The sequence below is a fragment of the Acinetobacter sp. YH12041 genome (assembly GCF_013419975.1).
Taxonomy (GTDB): domain Bacteria; phylum Pseudomonadota; class Gammaproteobacteria; order Pseudomonadales; family Moraxellaceae; genus Acinetobacter.
Window position 1 is genome coordinate 77,037 of sequence record NZ_VOZC01000001.1, and the last position, 20,165, is coordinate 97,201.

Below are 20,165 nucleotides of genomic sequence, written 5' to 3' on the forward strand. Positions count from 1 at the left end.
AATTAGATGTATTTAGTTGAAAGATAATGCATTTATAAGCAAGGTATTATTATTTTTATTCAGGTTTTAATCAATTTTCTAAACGAGATAAAATACTCAGGGTGAGTATATATACTGATTTGATTTAGAAGATATTAATCCTCGTGTATTTCACATTTTTTGCAGTCCAATAAGACGCCCAGTTTTTCTTTACGGCCTTGTTCGGTCATGACCCAAGGACGGTTTTGCCAAGGTGGATCATGCCGCACATGCTGACCATGACCACAGGCCAGTTCAGCGACCCAATGATTTTCTTCATCCAGATGAAAGCCGACAATTGCCTGCTGCATGATAAATGCTCTTGTTGATTAAAGTATTTAAGCATTTATACAAAATTAGTCATGCAAAATCACCATAAACAAAAGAAACTGCACAGGCTATACTCCTTGCTAATGTATTTTTAAGAAAGAGCACAGAGACATGCGCGTACTTGTTGTGATGGATCCCATCGAAAATGTAAACCTGAAAAAAGATTCAACCATGGCCATGTTATGGGCAGCTGCACGCCGTGGACATGAACTGGGTTATGCATTACAGCAAGATTTATATATCGACCAAGGTAAGGCCTTTGGTCTGATCTCGCCTTTGCAGGTATTTGAAGACTATAACCATTACTACGAACTGGGTGAAAAGAAAAAAGAATCGATTGCGGCTTATGATGTGGTGCTGATGCGTAAAGATCCGCCATTCGACATGAACTTTGTCTATACCACTTATATTCTGGAACAGGCAGAACGTGAAGGAGCATGGATTATCAACAAACCGCAAAGCCTGCGTGACTGCAATGAAAAGCTGTTTGCTACTCAGTTCCCGCACCTGCAAGTTCCGACTTTGGTAACGTCGCAACAAAGCCTGATCCGTGAATTTTTAAAAGAGCATGTTGATGTGATTGTAAAACCATTGGATGGTATGGGCGGCACCGGAATTTTCCGTCTCTATCAGGATGGTATCAATATTGGCTCAACCATTGAGATTCTGACCAACAATGGTAACCAGCCGATTATGGCACAGCGTTATATTCCTGAAATTGTAGAAGGGGATAAGCGTATCCTGATGATCAATGGCGAACCAGTACCGTATTGTCTGGCCCGTATTCCGCAAAATGGTGAAGTGCGTGGCAATCTGGCAGCAGGTGGTTTAGGTCAAGCACGTCCATTAACTGAGAATGATAGAGCCATTGCAGCGCAAGTGGGGCCTTATCTCAGAGAAAAAGGTTTGGTATTTGTCGGTCTGGATGTGATTGGCAATTATGTCACTGAAATTAACGTCACCAGTCCAACCTGTATCCGTGAAATTGATACTCAGTTTGGTACCTCCATTGCAGATGACCTGTTTGATGTACTGGAAGCCGGTCTGGGTCAAGCCTAAGCTTTCAATAATAAAAAAGAGCCTCGTCTGAGGCTCTTTTTATTGGCCATAATGCTTGAATAAAAGCAGGGTCATTAAGATTCCTAATATAGAGAGGCTGGCGGTAACTGCCGCGATATAAGCCCAATTCTGTGTAGTCGAAACTAGTGCTGCGCTCAAAGGCGGCACAAAAAATTGAGCACAGGCTGAAAGCTGTAAAACCAGACCCACACTGGCTGCTGCGGCATTGGCACGCGGGGCATGCTGCAAAGTAATGGCAAAAACAGTGGTCGGGATAATTCCACCAATCAGTGAAAACAGTACAGCACTTATAAACTGTAAGTCGAACATGAGCCATGAACTGGCTGCAAAAGCCAGAAAGCTGCTGCACAGCATGGCTGTAAATCCGGTACTGAATAGCGTCTTGGGTTTCCAGCCACGTTGTAACAACATACCTGCACCAAAAGTGCCGCCCAGATTGGCAAGTACCACGATTGAAACCAGAATGCCTGCAACTTTTAAATCAATACCATGTTCGACGTACATGCTGGGCAGGAACCCGGTCACGGTAATCCACTGACTGGTATAACAGGCAAAAATAATAGCTAAACACAGAATGGGTGGATGGGTAAGGGTAACTTTGACAATCTGCCAGAATGAAGTATTTGACGGTACTGGTTGAGGAATTGTGTTAGATGCAAATGCCATTGAATCTATTCGCAGGTATCGTTTAATGATGCCTGCAATAATCAAGCATAGACTGCCGAGAATAGCCCAAATATTCTGCCAGTTCAGGTATTCGAGTAAAACAGGAATACTAAAAACAGCAAGACTGACACCGACACCCATATAGGAACTCCAGAGTCCCATTTTAAAATTCAGTGTTTCAGGCCGACTGATCCGTTTTAAAATTGCAGGCGCGCACAAGGAAATAGTTAAAAATCCAATCCCTTCGGTAAAGCGGAAGAAATATAAGGCTGTGGCATGCTGAATCCAGAGGCCAGCGATACTGCTCAGTCCTAAAATGATTAACGCCAAAATCATGCAGCGCTTTAAACCCACTTTTTCCGAAAAAGCACCAATACAAAGGGCGAATAGCATCCCGGCCCCTTGTACTAAAGACAGAGAAAACCCGGCTTGCGTAAAACTTAAGCCTAAATCCTGTTGCAGAATAGGAATAATAGCAGACAGTTTGCCGACATGCATGGCCGCCAGATAACCGGCTAAAATAATCCATAGATCACGAATTGATATTTTTGACATCTATAATGCTTGAATCCATTTAAGGAGTATGCAGATCAATTTGAAAAAAATTATATAGAGATAGGGATAACATAAAATTTTATTCAGATTTATATGATTTAGGCATAAGTTAATAGGATGAATTAAATGGAAAAATAGCCAGTAAATAGTGAAAAATGTATAGATTTAGGGAATGACTATAAAAAGATTAAATGAAAAATATTCAAAAATTATGCTTATATTTCACTTAAGTCTAAGGAAAAATGCAGACCTTATAATAAAACTAGTTTAAACTTCAAATTAGTATGAAAAAAACAATGAAACGCTTGTTGAAATAAGGTAAATAAACTTTCAAGGGCAAGCGTTTGTGATTACAATTGATGACTTAAATTAGACCTCCTGTTTCATTTTTTAATTGAAGAATTAGACCGTGACCGACGCTCAGCAAAAACAGCCTAAACATGTCATGATGATGGCCGCAGGTACGGGTGGACATGTGTTTCCAGCGTTAGCCGTTGCAAAAGATCTACAACAACAAGGAATTGAAGTGTCCTGGTTGGCAACACCAGCGGGCATGGAAAACCGATTATTAAAAAACCATAATATTCCAATTTATCAAATCGATATTCAAGGTGTGCGTGGCAATGGTTTTGTGCGTAAAGTCTTGGCCCCGTTTAAAATTTTAAAAGCCACTCTTAGTGCTATGAAGCATATGAAACAGCTCAAAGTCGAAGCTGTTGCAGGCTTTGGCGGTTATGTGGCAGGACCGGGTGGTCTGGCAGCGCGGATCCTGGGTATTCCTGTAATTATTCACGAGCAAAATGCAGTCGCGGGTTTTACCAATACCCAGTTGTCACGGGTCGCTAAAACGGTATGTCAGGCTTTTCCTGATACTTTCCCGGCACAAGACAAAGTAGTAACCACCGGTAATCCGGTACGTAAAGAAATTACAGAAATTTTAAATCCGTCCTGGCGTTATCAGGAGCGGGAAAAAGCTGGCCAGCCGCTACGAATTCTGATTGTTGGTGGTTCACTTGGGGCACAAGCCTTAAATGAACGTGTGCCGGAAGCCTTGAAACAGTTGAATGTGCCGTTAAATGTCTATCATCAGTGTGGTCAAAATCATGCTGAAGCAACGCGCGCACGTTATGCAGACAAACCCGCCTCCTTGCAGGTTGAAGTTCAGCCGTTTATTGAAGATATGGCCCAAGCTTATAGCGACGCCGATCTGGTCATTTGCCGTGCCGGTGCACTGACAGTTACTGAAATTGCAACTGCTGGTGTAGCTGCGATTTTTGTACCGCTACCAAGTGCGGTTGATGATCACCAAACTGCGAATGCCAAATTCCTGGCCAATCAGCAGGCAGCCAAAATCTGCCCGCAGGCTACTTTGACGCCAGACAGTTTAAAAACCTTATTAGAGCCGATGCTTGACCGTCAGGTATTGATGGAAATGGCGATCAAAGCACGCCGTCAGGCTCAACCCGATGCGACCCAGCATGTGGTCCGTTTAATTCAAGAATTGTAATCCGAGTAAATTATGTCTCCAGTAACCCCAGCAGACCAAGCAAAGAAATTAATTAAAGTCCCGGAAATGCGCCGGATCAAGCATATCCATTTTGTAGGGATTGGTGGTGCAGGGATGTGCGGGATCGCGGAAGTACTGAAAAACCAGGGGTATAAAGTTTCTGGTTCAGACATCAAGGCCTCTAAAACTACGGCTCAATTAGAAGAAAATGGTATCAAGGTCTATATCGGCCATGCAGCCAGCAATATTAAGGGTGCCAATGTCATCGTGGTATCTACCGCGATTGATAAGGAAAACCCGGAAATCAAGGCAGCTCTTGAAACCCGTACACCGGTAGTCCGTCGTGCAGAAATGCTGGGTGAGCTGATGCGTTACCGTCACGGGATCGCGGTTGCAGGCACTCACGGTAAAACCACAACCACCAGCCTGATCACCTGTATGCTGGCAGAAGAAAATCTGGATCCAACTTATGTGATCGGCGGTTTGCTAAACCGTACCGGTGTGAATGCCGCTTTGGGTGCAAGTCGTTATATCGTGGCAGAAGCCGATGAATCAGATGCCTCATTCCTTTATCTAGAACCAATGGCTGCCGTGGTAACCAATATTGATGCTGACCATATGGATACTTATGGTGGCAGCTTCGATGTTTTAAAAGACACCTTTATCCAGTTCCTACAAAAACTACCATTCTATGGTTTGGCGGTTGTGTGTGGTGACGATGCCAATATCCGTGAAATCATGCCGCGTATTGGTCGTCCATTACTGACTTATGGTTTTAATGAAGATAATGACATTCGTGCCGTCGATGTCGTACAGGAAGGTATGCGCAGCCACTTTACCGTATTACGTAAAGATCGTGAGCCGCTACGCGTGACTGTGAATCAGCCGGGTCTGCACAATGTACTCAATGCCTTGGCTGCAATTGGGATTGCAACGGATGAAGGCGTATCCGATGCAGCCATTTGCCGTGCACTGGAAGGCTTCAGTGGTGTAGGTCGTCGCTTCCAGGTACAAGGTCAATTCGAACTTGAAGGCGGCGATGTGAAACTGGTCGATGACTATGGTCACCATCCAAAAGAAGTAGAAGCCACTATTAAAGCGGCTCGTGCCAGCCATCCAGATCGCCGTCTGGTGATGATGTTCCAGCCGCACCGTTTCAGCCGTACCCGTGACTGTTTTGATGACTTCGTAGAAGTGCTTTCACAAGTTGATCAGCTGCTCTTACTTGAAGTGTATCCGGCAGGGGAAAAGCCAATTGTAGGTGCAGATAGCCGCGCATTGGCACGTAGTATCCGTTTACGTGGGGAAGTTGAACCAATCCTGATTGATCCGGTTGAGGGGAACCTGAGCCAGGTGATGAAAAAGGTATTGCAAGCAAATGACTTGTTATTAACCCAAGGCGCAGGTAATGTTGGAGCAATCTCAATCGAACTTGCTCAAAATCATTTATATGTAAAGTAAAATAGTCATGTTATGACTGATTGAACAGATTCAAAAGGTTTAAGGATATAAACGTGTCAAATGCTTCAAAATTCGGAAAAGTTGCCGTATTGCTGGGTGGTAAATCTGCAGAGCGTGAGGTTTCGCTAGATAGTGGAACCGCCGTACTTGAGGCATTAATGCGTTCTGGGGTCAATGCAGAAGCGTTTGATCCACAAGAGCGTAGTGTTACCGAGCTGGTAAATTATGATCGTGCGTTTGTGGTATTGCATGGTCGTGGCGGTGAAGACGGTCAGATTCAGGGTGCGCTGGAATGGTTGAATATTCCATATACCGGTACAGGCGTACAGGGTTCTGCCATTGGTATGGATAAAGTCAAAACCAAACAGGTTTGGCAGGGTTCAGAATTACCTACTGCGCCATATCGTATCGTGACCAAGAACTCGAATGCGCAAGAAATTGTATCTGCTCTAGATTTGCCGCTGATCATTAAGCCTGTACACGAAGGTTCGAGTATTGGCATGAGTAAAGTTGAAAAAGTAGAAGACTTTGCCGATGCGATTGCCAAAGCCACTGAACATGATGCCGTGGTTATGGCAGAGAAATGGATCACAGGCCGTGAATTTACCATTGTAATTCTGAATGGTCAGGCCCTACCTGTCATTCGTCTGCAACCGCCAGAAGATGTGGCTTTCTATGACTATGAAGCTAAATATCAGCGTAATGATGTGGAATATGGCATTCCATGTGGCTTAAGCGAGTCTGAAGAGAAAGAATTGCAAGCCTTGGCTCTACGTGCCTTCCAGGCGGTGGGTGCAAGTGGTTGGGGCCGTATTGATGCAATGCAGGATGAACAGGGTAAGTTCTGGTTACTGGAAGTGAATACTGTTCCAGGTATGACCAGTCATTCTCTGGTACCAAAAGCGGCTGCAGCCGTCGGCTATAGTTTTGATGCGCTCTGTGTAGCGATTCTGGAACAAACATTAAACGGTGCGGCACACTAAGTTATGGCTCAACTCCCAGCAACCATGCGCCGTAAACGTGCTGCGATTACCTCAATTCACGACAAGCCGCCGACACGCAAAGAAAAACTGACCAACCTGGGTGGTTGGGTCTTGTTGTGTGTCGCGCTGGTGGTGCTGGCTTTTGGGATTTTTGGCCTGTACAAGGTGATGACGGATGCTCAGGTAGCAGAGCTGAAAGTGGCAGGAACGCGTTCAGCAGCTGAAGAGCGCCAGGTCATGCAGTACGTTTCACCGATTGTGACTGAAAACTATTTTACTTCGGACCTGGAATCGATTCGTGACCGTGCACTGGAATTGTCCTGGGTGGATCGTGTCGTGGTATCTCGTGCCTGGCCAGACAAAATTCATGTCCGGGTAATGCCGCATCATGCCATTGCACGTTGGGGAACAGGGCGTTTACTAAGTGACAGTGGTGTGATTTTTACGGAAGTCACACCCAAGAATTATCAGGCATTACCGTTACTACATGGGCCGGCGAGCCATGCAGAAACCATGATGCGACGTTATAATGAAATCAATCAGTTATTTTTACCACAAGGTATTCGTTTAAAAGAATTATATTTAACTGAACGAATGACCTGGTTTATGCAGTTTGATTCAGGTTTGCGTGTGATTGTCGATAAAGACCAAACCATGAGCAAGTTGCAACGTTTGAGTCATCTGTCCTATAGCGAACTAAAACCGGTATGGTCGAAAATTTCAGCGATCGACCTGCGTTATCGCAATGGATTGGCGATTCAATGGAAAAATTCAATTCCGCCTAAAATTGTAAATGGTCAATTTATTGTAACCATTAATGACACGGGCGTTGAGAATAATGTAACAGTAAAGCCATAATGACCGGCTTTAAAAACTAGAGGCCTTATAAAGCCATAAATCTAACAAACACGTAATGGTAGTAGTTAATAATGAGTGAAGCTGTTCCCTCGGTTGTGGCGATTGACATTGGGACACACAAAGTTTCAGTTTTGATTGGTAAGGTACACGCGCCAGACAATATCCAAGTGATTGGGATGGCGACCGCTCGTAACCGAGGCATGAATAAAGGAAAAATTGTCAGTCTCGATAAAGTCATTACCGCCATTAAAAACGCCGTACAAGAAGCGGAAGATATGGCTGAATGTCGTGTGCATTCTGCGTGGATTTCGATCCCAAGTGCTGAATTAAAAAGCTTTTATGCCTCGGGTCGTACCACCATTGATAATAGTGAACATTCAATTACGACCAGTGAAGTGGTACGGGCACTTGAGCTGGCCAAAGCCAGTCATGTCACCTCAGATCATTATCTGGTCAGTGCGGTGCCTTTAGGCTTCGAGCTGGATGATGCGCCGGAATGGGTACTCAACCCGATCCGTATGTCGGCACATAGCATGACGGGACATTATCATTTGATGATGTTACCGATCAGCACTATGCAGAATATTGACCGCGCTTTAAAAGGGGCCAATATCGGTGTGGAGAAAATGGTGGTGTCCTGTCTGGCTACTGCTGAAGCCAGCCTGCTGAAAGATGAAAAAGAATATGGCGTGTGTCTGGTGGATATCGGTGCGGGAACCACCAATATTGCTGTTTATTTGGATGGCCGTTTGGCGTTAACCCATACTATTCAGCGTGGCGGTGAACATGTGACCCGTGATATTGCAGCAGTTTTACAGACCACGACAGAAGAAGCAGAACGTCTGAAATTGCTCTATGGCTGTGTTGACCTAAAAGTGGTTAAACCAGAGCATATGATTCAGTTCCAAGGCATTGATGGACCACAAACCATTAGCCGGATTGAACTGACTGAAATTATCATGGCGCGTTATGAAGAAATCATGGGTCTGGTGCGTGATGAACTGGTGAACCATGGCGCGATGCAGGGACTGTATCATGGTGTGGTGCTGACTGGTGATGCCAGTCAGATTGAAGGTATGGTCAGCTTTGTACGCCGTACCTTGGGTGTATCTGCACATCTGGGCAATCCGCCGGTACAGGTCTATGCGGATGAACAGCACCAGGCGGCTTTACGTCGTTCCCAGTACGCAACAGTGGCTGGTTTGCTGATGTTTAGCCAGAGTGATACCCAGGAAACCCTCGTTGAGACCGAAGACGGGGACAAGTTATCAGTAACACAGCGCATTAAACGGGCATGGTCAGGTTTTAACGAAACGTTAAAAGCGATCTTTTAAGCGATTTTTATTGTGAATATTGTTGGGAAGTTGTAGTTAATCGGGCTTGTACTTGACAAGTGCTTGCTTGAGCAGCATTCTTAAAAACAATTTTTATCAAGATTAAGGCAGTATACGGGCTTAGTGACTGCCAATTATGAATTAGGAATTTTATAGGTCATGGCCTCATTTGAATTTTTCGAAGAAGATCATAGCGATAGCAATGGTCAAGCCCGTTTCACTGTATTTGGTGTAGGTGGTGCGGGTGGTAATGCTGTACAGCATATGTTGCAGTCCGATATCCAGGGCGTAAAGTTCGTCTGTGCCAATACAGACAAACAGGCACTGGATCGCATGGAAGCCGAATTTAAAATTCAGCTGGGCGAGCAAAGTACACGTGGTCTGGGTGCTGGAGCAAATCCACAGGTCGGTCAAGCGGCAGCAGAAGAAAGCCGTGAACTGATCCGCCAGCAGCTTGAAGGTACCGATATGGTATTTGTCACCGCCGGTATGGGTGGTGGTACAGGTACCGGTGCTGCGCCAGTCGTTGCTGAAATTGCTAAAGAAATGGGTATCCTGACTGTTGGTGTCGTGACTACGCCATTCAACTTCGAAGGTAAACGCCGTCTGCAATCTGCCGAGAAGGGGATTGAAGCACTAGAGCAGCATGTAGATTCTCTGATCATCATTCCAAACCAGCGTCTATTGAAAGTCTTCCGTGATATTTCAATGAAGGATGCGTATAAAAAAGCGGATGATGTACTGTTGAATGCGGTACGTAGTATCTTTGATCTGGTGGTACGTCCTGGTCACATTAACCTTGACTTCGCCGATCTGAAAACTGCAATGAGTACACGTGGTTATGCCATGATGGGGGTAGGCTTGGGTCGTGGTGAAAACCGTGCACGTCAGGCAGCAGAGCAGGCGATTCGCAGCCCATTACTGGATAACGTCACCATCATGAATGCCAAAGGTATTCTGATTAACGTGACTGGTGGTGATGACGTAACCTTCGGTGAAATCGAAGAAATTACTGATGTTGTAAACCAGATCGTGGATCTGGACGAAGGTCAGGTCTTCTACGGCACAGTATTTGACCCTGATGCTCGTGATGAAATCAGTGTAACGGTGATTGCGACTGGTTTGACTCGCCATGCTGCAGATTCGGTTGAGCCAACTAAACGCGCGAATGTACAGGCAGTACGTCCATCATCATCACAGGCAGTAGTTGAAGATGATGATGTACCGGCAATTCAGCGTCAGCAAAATGAAGCAGGTGCAGCAGCTAATCCTGCCGCTTCAGTTTCTAGTCCGCGTCCAACGCCAATGAGCATCCAAGATTATCTTAAAAATCAACAGCGCAAATAATATGTAACAGCATGTGTTTACGATGATTGCACAGAAAAGGTGGCTTTAGAGCCACCTTTTGTTTTTTATCAATGGCCAAATATGCTAACGTATAGCGGTTTTATTGGTGAACAGATGATAAAAAGCATGTTGAAACAACGTACCCTGCAACGTATCGTGAAAGCGAGCGGAATCGGTCTTCATAGTGGGCAGAAGGTTATGATTAACTTTGTGCCACACCACGCCGATGGGGGCATTGTGTTTCGTCGTATTGATCTGGATCCACCTGTCGATATTCCTGCAGATGCCTTATTGATCCAGGAAGCCTTCATGTGTTCGAACCTGGTTCAGTCAAATGCCAAAGTGGGTACGATTGAGCATGTGATGAGCGCCATTGCAGGATTAGGTATTGATAACCTGATTATTGAAGTGTCAGCTTCAGAAGTTCCCATTATGGATGGCAGTGCCGGACCTTTCATTTATCTGCTCATGCAGGGCGGCTTGCAAGAACTAGATGCACCAAAGAAATTTATTAAAATTATTAAACCTGTTGAAGCCCTGATCGATGATAAACGGGCGATTTTCAGCCCACATGACGGCTTTCAGCTAAATTTCACTATTGATTTTGATCATCCTGCCTTTAAAAAAGAACATCAATCTGCCAGCATCGATTTTTCTACAGAAACCTTTGTTTATGAAGTCAGTGAAGCGCGTACATTCGGCTTTATGAAAGACCTTGACTACTTGAAAGCCAATAATCTGGCTTTGGGTGCAAGCTTGGAAAATGCCATCGGTGTAGATGAAACCGGCGTAGTCAATGAAGAAGGTTTGCGTTTCTCGGATGAGTTTGTACGTCACAAAATTCTAGATGCAGTTGGTGATTTATACCTGCTAGGCCACCAGATTATTGCCAAATTTGATGGTTACAAATCAGGGCATGCTTTGAATAATCAACTATTGCGTAACGTGAAAAGTGACCCAAGCAGCTATGAAATTGTAACATTTGATGACGTAACTCAATGTCCAATTAGTTATGTAACTGTGACATAAGTCCTTGTCTTTGTGTCTTTGTGTTATAACTTAGCTGCGTCTAATGTGACACCTGTCACATAAAAACAACATTGGAATTTATTACATCTCATTGCAATGTTACTTTTTATTGCTTGCCAAACGTAGTAAAGCTTGGCTAAGCTTAGGGTCGCTTATAAAGTCAGCAGCACCGCGAAGTAATTCCTGTGTTTCTGGACTCAAGGCTCTTTCAGATTTTTCTGGAACCGGTTGAACAGGGGATGGATTCCTTAAGCAAACCTGGATTTTAGTGAGATCTTTTAATTCGTTTATTTGAGAGAGTTGTGAGATGTATTGCTTTTGAAGATAGGCCAATTGAGAAATCATGGCTTGGTTTTCACCAGTAATCGTTAACACACCATTTTGATAGCAGGCAACTTGCCATTGTTCGGGTTGAGGCAATAGCGGTTGTACGAGTTTCGTAAGCTTCTGCCATGCAGAAACTTGTGATGAGAGAAACGAAAAGTTTCCTGTTTTTATCTGTTTTCTTGTTTTTTGAAAGACGTTGACAGGTTCCGACATACATAATTCCTACATGTTTATGTCTTAATCTTATGCGCTTCTTAAAGTGGATATCAAGGAAGAGATCTTCAAGAAACTCGATTAGCAGTTTAGAGAGGTTTTTTATGCATATGCCTATGCGACGTATCCTATTGGCATTTTCTATTTCGGTTTCAGCTGCTTCAGTAGCTTTTGCAGATTTAGTGGATCTGAATCAACAAGATGCTACACCTGACCGTCTTGAGCAGTTAACACGTACTTTATCGCAGGGTTCTTATACCCATCCTGAAGATATTGATATTCCCGCACAAACTAAATTAAATGTTCAGCTACGTGAAAAACCGGTTGAACTGAATAATCAGACCATTGCTCAAAAATATGGCAATTCTTCATCCAGTAAAGTTGCATCTTCAAATAATCCTTATTCGTGGTTAGTGGCTCATCCATTACCCGACATGAAACGTGTCAGCTCAAATTTTGGCGGCCGTACCATGGGTGGTCGTGCTGAAAATCACTCAGGTCTAGATCTGGCTGCTACAAGCGGTACACCGATCTATGCAACTGGTCCTGGTATCGTAACCAAATCGGGTTGGGGTACAGGTTATGGTCAGTATGTCGAAATTAACCATGGTAATGGATACCTTACTCGTTATGCCCATGCTTCACGCTTGATTGCACGTGTGGGAGATCAGGTGCAAGCCGGTGATCATATTGCGAATGTAGGTTGTACAGGTCGTTGTACTGGTCCTCATCTACACTATGAAGTAGTAAAAGACGGTCAACGTAAAAATCCTTCAACTTATTTAGCAATGTTGCCTTAAGCGTAGCTTTGCTCAAAATAACTGAAATACTTTAATACGTCTGATACTTGATACTCATAAAAAATCAATCAAACCGCTTTTAAGGCAATTAGACTGAACATTTCTTCCAGGGAGTAGAGAAGGAGTTCGGTCTAATTGCTTTTAGATATTATATTATCACCGAGAATTATAACTGTCGTATAAAAAAGCGCCATTATTGACTTCTTTTTGTTACTTTGTGTAAGAAAGTGTCAATGGATATTTAGATAATAAATAGTACTCCAGAACCGCATTCAGCCAGAGCCATACCTGCATAAGCCGTAAATATGATACATATAAGTGATCAATTTGGCTTTCAGGAACTGTAGATTATGGCGTTTTATGGAGATACCGACGCTCAAGAAACCCAAGAATGGCAAGATGCTTTTGACTCCGTTTTGCAGCACATGGGAACCGAGCGCGCCGCCTTTTTACTTGAAAAACTTTATCAACGCGCAATTGCCAAACATGTTCCTATTCAGCGTTTAAATACTCCCTACTTAAACACTATTTCTGTAGAAGAACAACCTGCGATGCCGGGCGACCAGGACATGGAGCGCCGTATTCGCGCGCTGATCCGCTGGAATGCTTTGGCAATGGTGCTTCGCGCAAATAAAACCGGTGATGACTTAGGTGGTCACTTGGCCAGCTTTGCTTCATCTGCCACTTTATACGATGTGGGTTTTAACCATTTCTTCCGTGCCAATAACGACAGCTTCGGTGGCGACCTGATCTACTATCAAGGTCACTGTGCCCCGGGGATTTATGCCCGCTCATTTCTAGAAGGCCGCTTAACTGAAGAGCATCTGAATAATTTCCGTCGTGAAGTCGGCGGCAAAGGTCTGCCTTCTTATCCTCATCCTTACTTGATGCCAGACTACTGGCAGTTCCCGACGGTATCGATGGGCCTGGGTCCAATCATGTCGATCTATCAGGCGCATATTCAAAAGTATCTGATGAACCGTGGCCTGATTAAGGAAGAAGACCGTAAAGTCTGGGCTTATCTGGGCGATGGCGAAATGGATGAGCCGGAAAGCTTAGGCGCGATTTCACTGGCGGGTCGTGAGAAGCTGGACAACCTGATCTGGGTGGTGAACTGTAACTTGCAGCGTCTGGATGGCCCGGTACGTGGTAATGGCAAGATCATTCAGGAACTTGAATCATTGTTCCGTGGTGCTGGCTGGCGCGTGATTAAAGTTGTCTGGGGTCGTCATTGGGATCCGCTACTGGATAAAGACAAATCTGGTGCACTCAAAGCGATTATGGAAGAAGCAGTAGATGGTGATTATCAGCGCTATCAGGTGAAAGGTGGTGCTTATGCACGCGCACATTTCTTTGGTAAATATCCAGAAGCAGAAGCTTTGGTCAAAGACCTGAGCGATGAAGATATCGATAATCTGAACCGTGGTGGTCATGATCCGTACAAAGTCTTTGCTGCCTATGCAGAAGCGACCAAGGCCAAAGGTCAACCAACGGTCATTCTGGCGAAAACCGTAAAAGGTTATGGTCTGTCTGATGAAATTGAAGCGGTGAACAAGACGCACCAAATCAAGAAAATGCAGCTGGAATCATTGAAATATGTACGTAACCGTTTCAACTTGCCATTTACTGATGAACAACTGGAAGAAATTCCATTCTACCGCCCAAGTGAAAATTCGCCTGAAATTAAATATATGAAGGCACGCCGTGAGGCACTGGGTGGTTATCTGCCAGCACGTCGCAAAGAAAGCGAATCTTTACCGATTCCTGAACTTTCTGTATTTGATGCTGTGCTTAAAGGTTCAAACGGTAAAGAACAGTCCACCACCATGGTCATGGTTCGCCTCATCTCTGCATTATTAAAAGAGAAAGCAATTAAGGACCGTGTGGTGCCGATCGTGCCAGATGAAGCGCGTACCTTTGGTCTGGAAGGGATGTTCCGTCAATTGGGGATCTATGCAGCGCATGGTCAACAATATACCCCTGAAGATCAGGAACAGTTGATGCATTACCGTGAAGCCAAAGATGGTCATATGCTACAGGAAGGGATTAACGAAGCCGGTGCAATGAGTGCATGGGCGGCGTTGGCGACCAGTTATTCAACCAATAACCTGCCAATGATCCCGATGTACATGTACTACTCAATGTTCGGCTTCCAGCGTATTGGCGATATTGCCTGGGCAGCAGGTGATGCACAGGCGCAAGGTTTCTTGCTGGGTGCAACCGCTGGCCGTACTACCTTAAATGGTGAGGGCTTGCAGCATCAGGATGGTCATTCGCATATTCTGGCCAACACCATTCCAAACTGTGTCTCTTATGACCCGTGCTTTGGCTATGAGCTTGCCGTGATCGTGCATGATGGTCTGCAACGTATGTATGTGAATCAGGAGCGTGTGTTCTATTATCTGACCTTGATGAACGAAAATTACGAACATCCACCAATGCCGCAAGGTGCAGAAGAAGGCATCAAGCGTGGTATGTATCTGCTGGAAGAAGACGAAAAAGCGACGGTTCAGTTGATGGGTTCAGGCGTGATTCTGCGTGAAGTCATCAAGGCCGCAAAAATCCTGCGTGAGGAATATCAGATTCATGCCAATGTCTGGAGCGTGACCAGCTTTAACGAACTCGCTCGCGATGGTATGGCATGTGAAGAATATAACCGCCTGCATCCACTGGCTGAAGAAGCGAAAGAGCCATGGGTGTCTCAGCAGTTACGTGACAAGGACGGTATTGTGGTATCGGCTACCGATCACATGCGTGCCTATAGCGAACAGATCCGTGCCTATCTTCCAGATAGCCGTCCATTCGTAGCCTTGGGTACCGATGGTTATGGCCGTTCAGATACCCGTGGCAACCTGCGTAGCTACTTTGGTGTCGATGCTGCACATATTGTCGTAGCAACCTTGAAGAAGCTGGCAGATGAAGGCGAAGTCGATGCACGTTTAGTGAAAGACGCGATCTCTAGCTTTGAGTTAGATACTGATCGTCCGGTGGCTTGGGCACCTCAGGCGACTCCTGAATTGCATCCAGTTGCTGACTACAAAGAGGAGAACTAATCATGCAAATTACGACTCCAGATATTGGTGTAGACAAGGCAACTGTGGCAGAAATCCTGGTGAAGGTGGGTGACACCATCGCTGTAGATGAAAGTATTGTGCTGCTGGAATCGGATAAAGCCTCTGTTGAAGTGCCAAGCACTTCAGCAGGTGTGGTCAAAAACATCCTGATCAATCAGGGTGATGAAGTATCTGAAGGTACTGTCTTGATTGAACTGCAGGCTGAAGATGATGCCGGTACGGTAGAAAGTCAGGAAGCTGATGCTGCTGACAAAACTTCGGAAAATACCCCAACTCAATTGCCTGATGAGGAAATTCTGCAGGAAGTGGCGACACATCAGCCTAAAGCCTCTAGCCAAAGTGAACAGTCCTCTCAATCGGCTTCTACATCTACTGTAGAAGTGAAATTGCCGGATATTGGCGTAGAAAAAGCCCTGGTGGGTGAAATTCTGGTTCAGGTTGGCGATGAAGTTGAAGTTGATCAAAGCCTGGTCGTGGTTGAATCGGATAAAGCGACAGTTGAAGTACCAAGTACGGTTGCAGGTACTGTGGAAGCGATTCATATTCAGGAAGGTGATTCAGTCAAAGAAGGAGTGCTGATTCTGACAGTGAAAACTGCAGATTCGGCACCAGCTGCTGAGCAAGCAGCGCCTCAAGCGGCAGAAAAGCCGAAAGCTCAAGCAACACCTGAAGCCAAAACTGAAACAGCGTCACAACAGGCGGCATCCCCTGCAGGCGATATTGAAGTAAAAGTACCTGACTTGGGTGTAGACAAGGCTGCTGTAGCAGAAATTCTGGTACAGGTCGGTGATACGGTGGAGAAAGACCAGAGCATCATTGTGGTCGAATCAGATAAAGCGACAGTAGAAGTGCCGAGCACGACTGCCGGAGTGATTAAGGCGATTCATGTTGAGCTGGGCCAGAGTGTTTCTGAAGGTGTGGCACTGATTACGATTAAAGCTGAAGGACAAGCATCACCTGCTGCAGCTCCAGCGGAAAAATCAGAAGCACCTGCAGTCAAAGCTACGCCTGCACCAGCCACAGCTCCAAAAGCTGAACCTGCTGCGACACCTGAAACGCATAGTGCAGACAAGCTCACCAAAGAGCAGAACGCTGCCAATGCCAAAGTTTATGCTGGTCCTGCTGTGCGTAAACTGGCTCGTGAACTGGGTGTGGTATTGGCAGAAGTGAAGGCTTCTGGTCCGCATGAACGTCTAATGAAAGAAGACCTGTTTGCGTATGTGAAAAATCGTCTGACTGCACTGCAAACAACAGTTGCACCTGCGGCAGTTACAGCTCCTGCTGGTTTGCCAAAACTGCCTGATTTCAGTGCTTTTGGTGGGGTAGAAGAGAAAGCCTTGACACGTCTGCAACAGGTTTCGATTCCGCAGTTATCGTTAAATAACTACATCCCACAAGTGACCCAGTTTGATGCAGCCGATATCACTGAGCTGGAAGCTTGGCGTAATGAGCTGAAAGGCAACTTCAAAAAAGAAGGTATTGGCCTGACCATCATGGCTTTCATTATCAAGGCTGTAGCTTATCTGCTCAAAGAAGAGCGTGAGTTTGCCGGTCACCTGTCTGATGACGGTAAATCGGTATTGCTACGGAATGAGATCCATATGGGCATTGCGGTTGCGACGCCAGATGGTCTGACTGTTCCTGTATTACGTAACCCGGACCAGAAGTCGATCAAGAAGATCGCTATTGAGCTCGGTGAGTTAAGCCAGAAAGCGCGTGATAAGAAATTATCACCTAAAGATCTGCAAGGTGCGAACTTCACCATCACCAGCTTGGGCTCAATTGGCGGTACAGCATTTACGCCGTTGGTGAACTGGCCGCAAGTGGCGATCTTGGGTATTTCTCCTGCGACCATGCAACCGGTATGGAATGGGGAGGGCTTTGATCCACGTTTGATGCTGCCACTGTCACTGTCTTATGACCATCGCGTAATTAATGGTGCCGATGCTGCACGCTTTACCAATAAGCTGACCAAGCTGTTAAAGGATATTCGTACACTCTTGATCTGATTCATGAATGTATGAAAATAAAAACCCTGCTCCGGCAGGGTTTTTTTATATGACAATTTGTAAATATAAACACGGTTGGCTATAATGGGCGCACTTCATTGGGGAGTAGCCGCCTTTTGCGCAAAGCAGAAGGGTGATGGTCAACATATTTGCTCAACAGGGCATGGTCATCATAGCAAAGAACCAAATAAGCTTCTCGAAGCTTTCTTTTGTTGGCAAGACCTTTGATTTACCATTCTGCAGATTTTGGCTGGCGGGAAGGGTGAATCATCGGTAGAAAATGCCAGCCAGAGAAAGACCGCATGTACGAATTCCTGCTTTCCACGGCCATCGTTGCACTTGCCGAAATGGGTGATAAAACCCAGTTACTGGCTTTGCTTCTTGCAGCACGTTTCCGCAAACCGACACCGATTTTAATTGCAATTTTACTGGCAACCCTGATTAACCATGGTCTTTCAGCAGCCCTGGGGCAATGGGTCACTACCGTTATTGGGCCAGAAATTTTGCTGTGGATCGTGTCAGTCGGTTTTATTGGGATGGCAATCTGGATGCTGATTCCGGATGAATTAGGGGATGAAAACGACAGTATCAATAAATGGCAAAAGTACGGCGTGTTTGGTGCGACTTTTGTGCTGTTCTTCCTGGCTGAAATTGGCGATAAAACCCAGATTGCGACAGTGGCACTGGCAGCACGTTTTGACAGTGTGCTTTGGGTGATGATGGGTACTACCGTCGGAATGATGATTGCCAACGCACCTGCGGTATTTATCGGTGATAAACTGGCGAATAAACTTCCAATCGGCCTGATTCATAAAATTGGCGCCAGTATTTTCTTGATCATTGGTGTCGGCACCTTGGCACAACATTATTTATTTTAAAAATAAAAATCAATTTCGTATAAATCCTGAGCTAAAAACTCGGGATTTTTTATTGTGAAATTGTGCTCAATTTACTGATAAATAAAGTGATATATCCAGTTTTATTGATTGTAAGTTCATTTAATTCCCTATATGTTATATGCCTATAGAAAAACCATCCTAAACGAAAAAAATTGGGGATTACTGATGGCCTTCGAGCGCACCACATCGCAAGTCTTGTTTGATAATGGGACACATAAATGTATTAGTTTTACCAGTCTCGTTAAAGGTGAAGGTGTCCAGGCAAACCAATTTCTGATTTTAGACAATGAGCGTGCTGCAGTACTTGATCCGGGCGGTGATTTAACTTATGTACCGTTGACAATGGAACTGAACCGCTATACCCGGTTAAGCAATCTGGATTATGTGATGGCATCGCATCAGGATCCGGACATTATTACGTCCATGCCGCGCTGGCTGGTCTATACCGAAGCCAAAGTCGTAGCTTCCAAGCTCTGGGCGCGTTTCTTGCCGCATCTGAATTCAGCCTTTATGAGTGACCGTATGAAAGGTAACTGGCTGGATCGTCTGGTTGAATTGCCGGATCATGGTCAGATCATTCCACTCGGTCAATCCAGCATTATTGCTATTCCAGCGCACTTTTTACATTCAGTCGGTAATTTCCAGTTTTATGACCCGATTGCCAAGATCCTGTTTTCTGGTGATATGGGGGCGTCAATGGTCGAGGATGCTTCAAAGCCACTGGAAAATTTTGCAGCGCATATTCCGAAAATGAAAGGATTTCACCAGCGCTATATGTGCAATAACAAGGTGATTCGTTTATGGGTACAGATGGTACGTACCATGGATGTAGACATGATTGTGCCACAACATGGAACACCATTTGTGGGTAAAGAACAGATTAACCAGTTTCTGGACTGGATTGAAACACTGGAATGTGGCACTGATTTAATGGATGAAACTGTTTTTACTTGTCCTGAATAGTTCAAGAAAATTTTAAATTTTTTCTTGAGTAGAAAAACAACATTTTTTATATTTTCCGCCGGCAAAAAAAACTGTTTTTGATGACGAGAATTTATAAGAAATGTTGTCTCAAGTTCCTACACAAGATGCATGTTTAAGTTGTGGCGCATGTTGCGCCTATTTCAGGGTTTCATTTTATTGGGCAGAGGGGATTCCCATGCCTGAGCACTATACTGAGCCTGTCACCTCGGTCTATTCATGCATGGCGGGAACCAATCAGAAAAATCCGCGCTGTGTTGCGCTAGAAGGCAAGATTGGCGAGCAGGTGAGTTGCGGCATGTACGAGCTACGTAGCTCATCCTGTAAAGAAGTGCAGATCGCTGATGCCCAGTGCAATAAAGCACGGATGGCACACAATATGATTCCATTCATCCAGATTGAGCCGGATGAAGCCGAAAATGATGATAATTTCGAACGGGTGAGCTAAATTCAAACTCAAGATTTAAAAAGCAGGGTATGGACTCTGCTTTTTTTATGGGAGAAAAAATTAGTAAGGGATTTTGTAAAGCAAATAAATATGATGACTACTCTGGCATATTTAAATTGTTGATTGAATAGTCAAATTTACAGGTTTAGATATTCGGATTAAATCTAAGTCCAGATTTAGACAAAATAAATTTTGCAATTGCAATGAAATTTAGAGCTAAATTTGTTTATAATAGCGCACGGAAAT

The 20,165-nt window shown here is 44.8% G+C and carries 17 protein-coding genes and 1 riboswitch; of the genes, 14 read left to right on the forward strand and 3 right to left on the reverse strand.

The features are described 5' to 3' along the window. Positions 1-134 precede the first annotated feature (134 nt). Positions 135-329: a DUF3565 domain-containing protein gene (locus FTU00_RS00400; protein ID WP_004781474.1), complete on the reverse strand. Its 195-nt coding sequence runs from the start codon at positions 327-329 to the stop codon at positions 135-137. Positions 330-459: 130 nt separating this feature from the next. Here FTU00_RS00400 and gshB point away from each other — a divergent pair, with 130 nt between their 5' ends. Then, the gene (gene gshB, locus FTU00_RS00405) at positions 460-1,407 is read left to right on the forward strand and encodes a glutathione synthase (protein WP_159124190.1); all 948 of its coding nucleotides are present in this window, start codon (positions 460-462) and stop codon (positions 1,405-1,407) included. A gap of 39 nt (positions 1,408-1,446) precedes the next feature. Here the strand turns inward: gshB and FTU00_RS00410 are convergent, their stop codons facing one another. Further along, positions 1,447-2,649: a CynX/NimT family MFS transporter gene (locus FTU00_RS00410; RefSeq protein WP_180178871.1), complete on the reverse strand. Its 1,203-nt coding sequence runs from the start codon at positions 2,647-2,649 to the stop codon at positions 1,447-1,449. Between the two features lie 409 nt (positions 2,650-3,058). On the opposite strand from FTU00_RS00410, the gene murG reads away from it, so the two are divergent. The 7 genes from murG to lpxC all read left to right on the forward strand — a co-directional run bounded on the left by murG (position 3,059) and on the right by lpxC (position 11,168). Then, positions 3,059-4,156 (forward strand): undecaprenyldiphospho-muramoylpentapeptide beta-N-acetylglucosaminyltransferase, encoded by a 1,098-nt coding sequence (murG, locus tag FTU00_RS00415; RefSeq protein ID WP_159123787.1) that lies wholly within the window; start codon positions 3,059-3,061, stop codon positions 4,154-4,156. A 12-nt stretch (positions 4,157-4,168) separates the two neighbouring features. Further along, complete coding sequence (gene murC / locus FTU00_RS00420; protein WP_005232692.1) at positions 4,169-5,617, forward strand: UDP-N-acetylmuramate--L-alanine ligase; 1,449 nt, start codon at positions 4,169-4,171, stop codon at positions 5,615-5,617. Positions 5,618-5,670: 53 nt separating this feature from the next. Further along, a complete protein-coding gene (locus FTU00_RS00425) occupies positions 5,671-6,600 on the forward strand; it encodes a D-alanine--D-alanine ligase (RefSeq protein ID WP_159123788.1) in 930 nt (309 codons plus the stop codon). A 3-nt stretch (positions 6,601-6,603) separates the two neighbouring features. Beyond that, positions 6,604-7,458, forward strand: coding sequence for a cell division protein FtsQ/DivIB (locus tag FTU00_RS00430; RefSeq protein WP_180139372.1), 855 nt, complete (start codon positions 6,604-6,606; stop codon positions 7,456-7,458). A 71-nt stretch (positions 7,459-7,529) separates the two neighbouring features. Beyond that, a complete protein-coding gene (gene ftsA / locus FTU00_RS00435; RefSeq protein ID WP_159123790.1) occupies positions 7,530-8,792 on the forward strand; it encodes a cell division protein FtsA in 1,263 nt (420 codons plus the stop codon). A gap of 159 nt (positions 8,793-8,951) precedes the next feature. Further along, the gene (gene ftsZ, locus FTU00_RS00440) at positions 8,952-10,139 is read left to right on the forward strand and encodes a cell division protein FtsZ (protein WP_179991920.1); all 1,188 of its coding nucleotides are present in this window, start codon (positions 8,952-8,954) and stop codon (positions 10,137-10,139) included. A 126-nt stretch (positions 10,140-10,265) separates the two neighbouring features. Further along, positions 10,266-11,168 (forward strand): UDP-3-O-acyl-N-acetylglucosamine deacetylase, encoded by a 903-nt coding sequence (gene lpxC, locus FTU00_RS00445; RefSeq protein WP_034170289.1) that lies wholly within the window; start codon positions 10,266-10,268, stop codon positions 11,166-11,168. A gap of 99 nt (positions 11,169-11,267) precedes the next feature. Here lpxC and FTU00_RS00450 read toward each other — a convergent pair whose 3' ends face one another. Continuing rightward, positions 11,268-11,708 carry a DciA family protein gene (locus tag FTU00_RS00450; protein WP_004781492.1) on the reverse strand — a complete coding sequence of 147 codons (441 nt, stop codon included), beginning with the start codon at positions 11,706-11,708 and terminating at the stop codon, positions 11,268-11,270. Between the two features lie 110 nt (positions 11,709-11,818). On the opposite strand from FTU00_RS00450, the gene FTU00_RS00455 reads away from it, so the two are divergent. From FTU00_RS00455 to FTU00_RS00480, 6 genes are all read left to right on the forward strand, one after another. After that, positions 11,819-12,508 (forward strand): M23 family metallopeptidase, encoded by a 690-nt coding sequence (locus FTU00_RS00455; RefSeq protein ID WP_180178997.1) that lies wholly within the window; start codon positions 11,819-11,821, stop codon positions 12,506-12,508. A gap of 350 nt (positions 12,509-12,858) precedes the next feature. After that, positions 12,859-15,561 (forward strand): pyruvate dehydrogenase (acetyl-transferring), homodimeric type, encoded by a 2,703-nt coding sequence (aceE, locus tag FTU00_RS00460; protein WP_125279167.1) that lies wholly within the window; start codon positions 12,859-12,861, stop codon positions 15,559-15,561. 2 nt (positions 15,562-15,563) lie between these two features. Then, entirely contained in the window at positions 15,564-17,591 is a 2,028-nt protein-coding gene (locus FTU00_RS00465) for a 2-oxo acid dehydrogenase subunit E2 (RefSeq protein WP_180178872.1), read from the forward strand. A gap of 88 nt (positions 17,592-17,679) precedes the next feature. Continuing rightward, positions 17,680-17,820: riboswitch (yybP-ykoY riboswitch) on the forward strand. Between the two features lie 73 nt (positions 17,821-17,893). Next, positions 17,894-18,469 (forward strand): TMEM165/GDT1 family protein, encoded by a 576-nt coding sequence (locus FTU00_RS00470; protein WP_159123792.1) that lies wholly within the window; start codon positions 17,894-17,896, stop codon positions 18,467-18,469. A gap of 186 nt (positions 18,470-18,655) precedes the next feature. Further along, positions 18,656-19,453, forward strand: a complete 798-nt coding sequence (locus FTU00_RS00475) for an MBL fold metallo-hydrolase (protein ID WP_159123793.1) — start codon at positions 18,656-18,658, stop codon at positions 19,451-19,453. Positions 19,454-19,553: 100 nt separating this feature from the next. Then, the gene (locus FTU00_RS00480) at positions 19,554-19,919 is read left to right on the forward strand and encodes a YkgJ family cysteine cluster protein (protein WP_166137458.1); all 366 of its coding nucleotides are present in this window, start codon (positions 19,554-19,556) and stop codon (positions 19,917-19,919) included. The last annotated feature ends 246 nt before the right edge of the window (positions 19,920-20,165 follow it).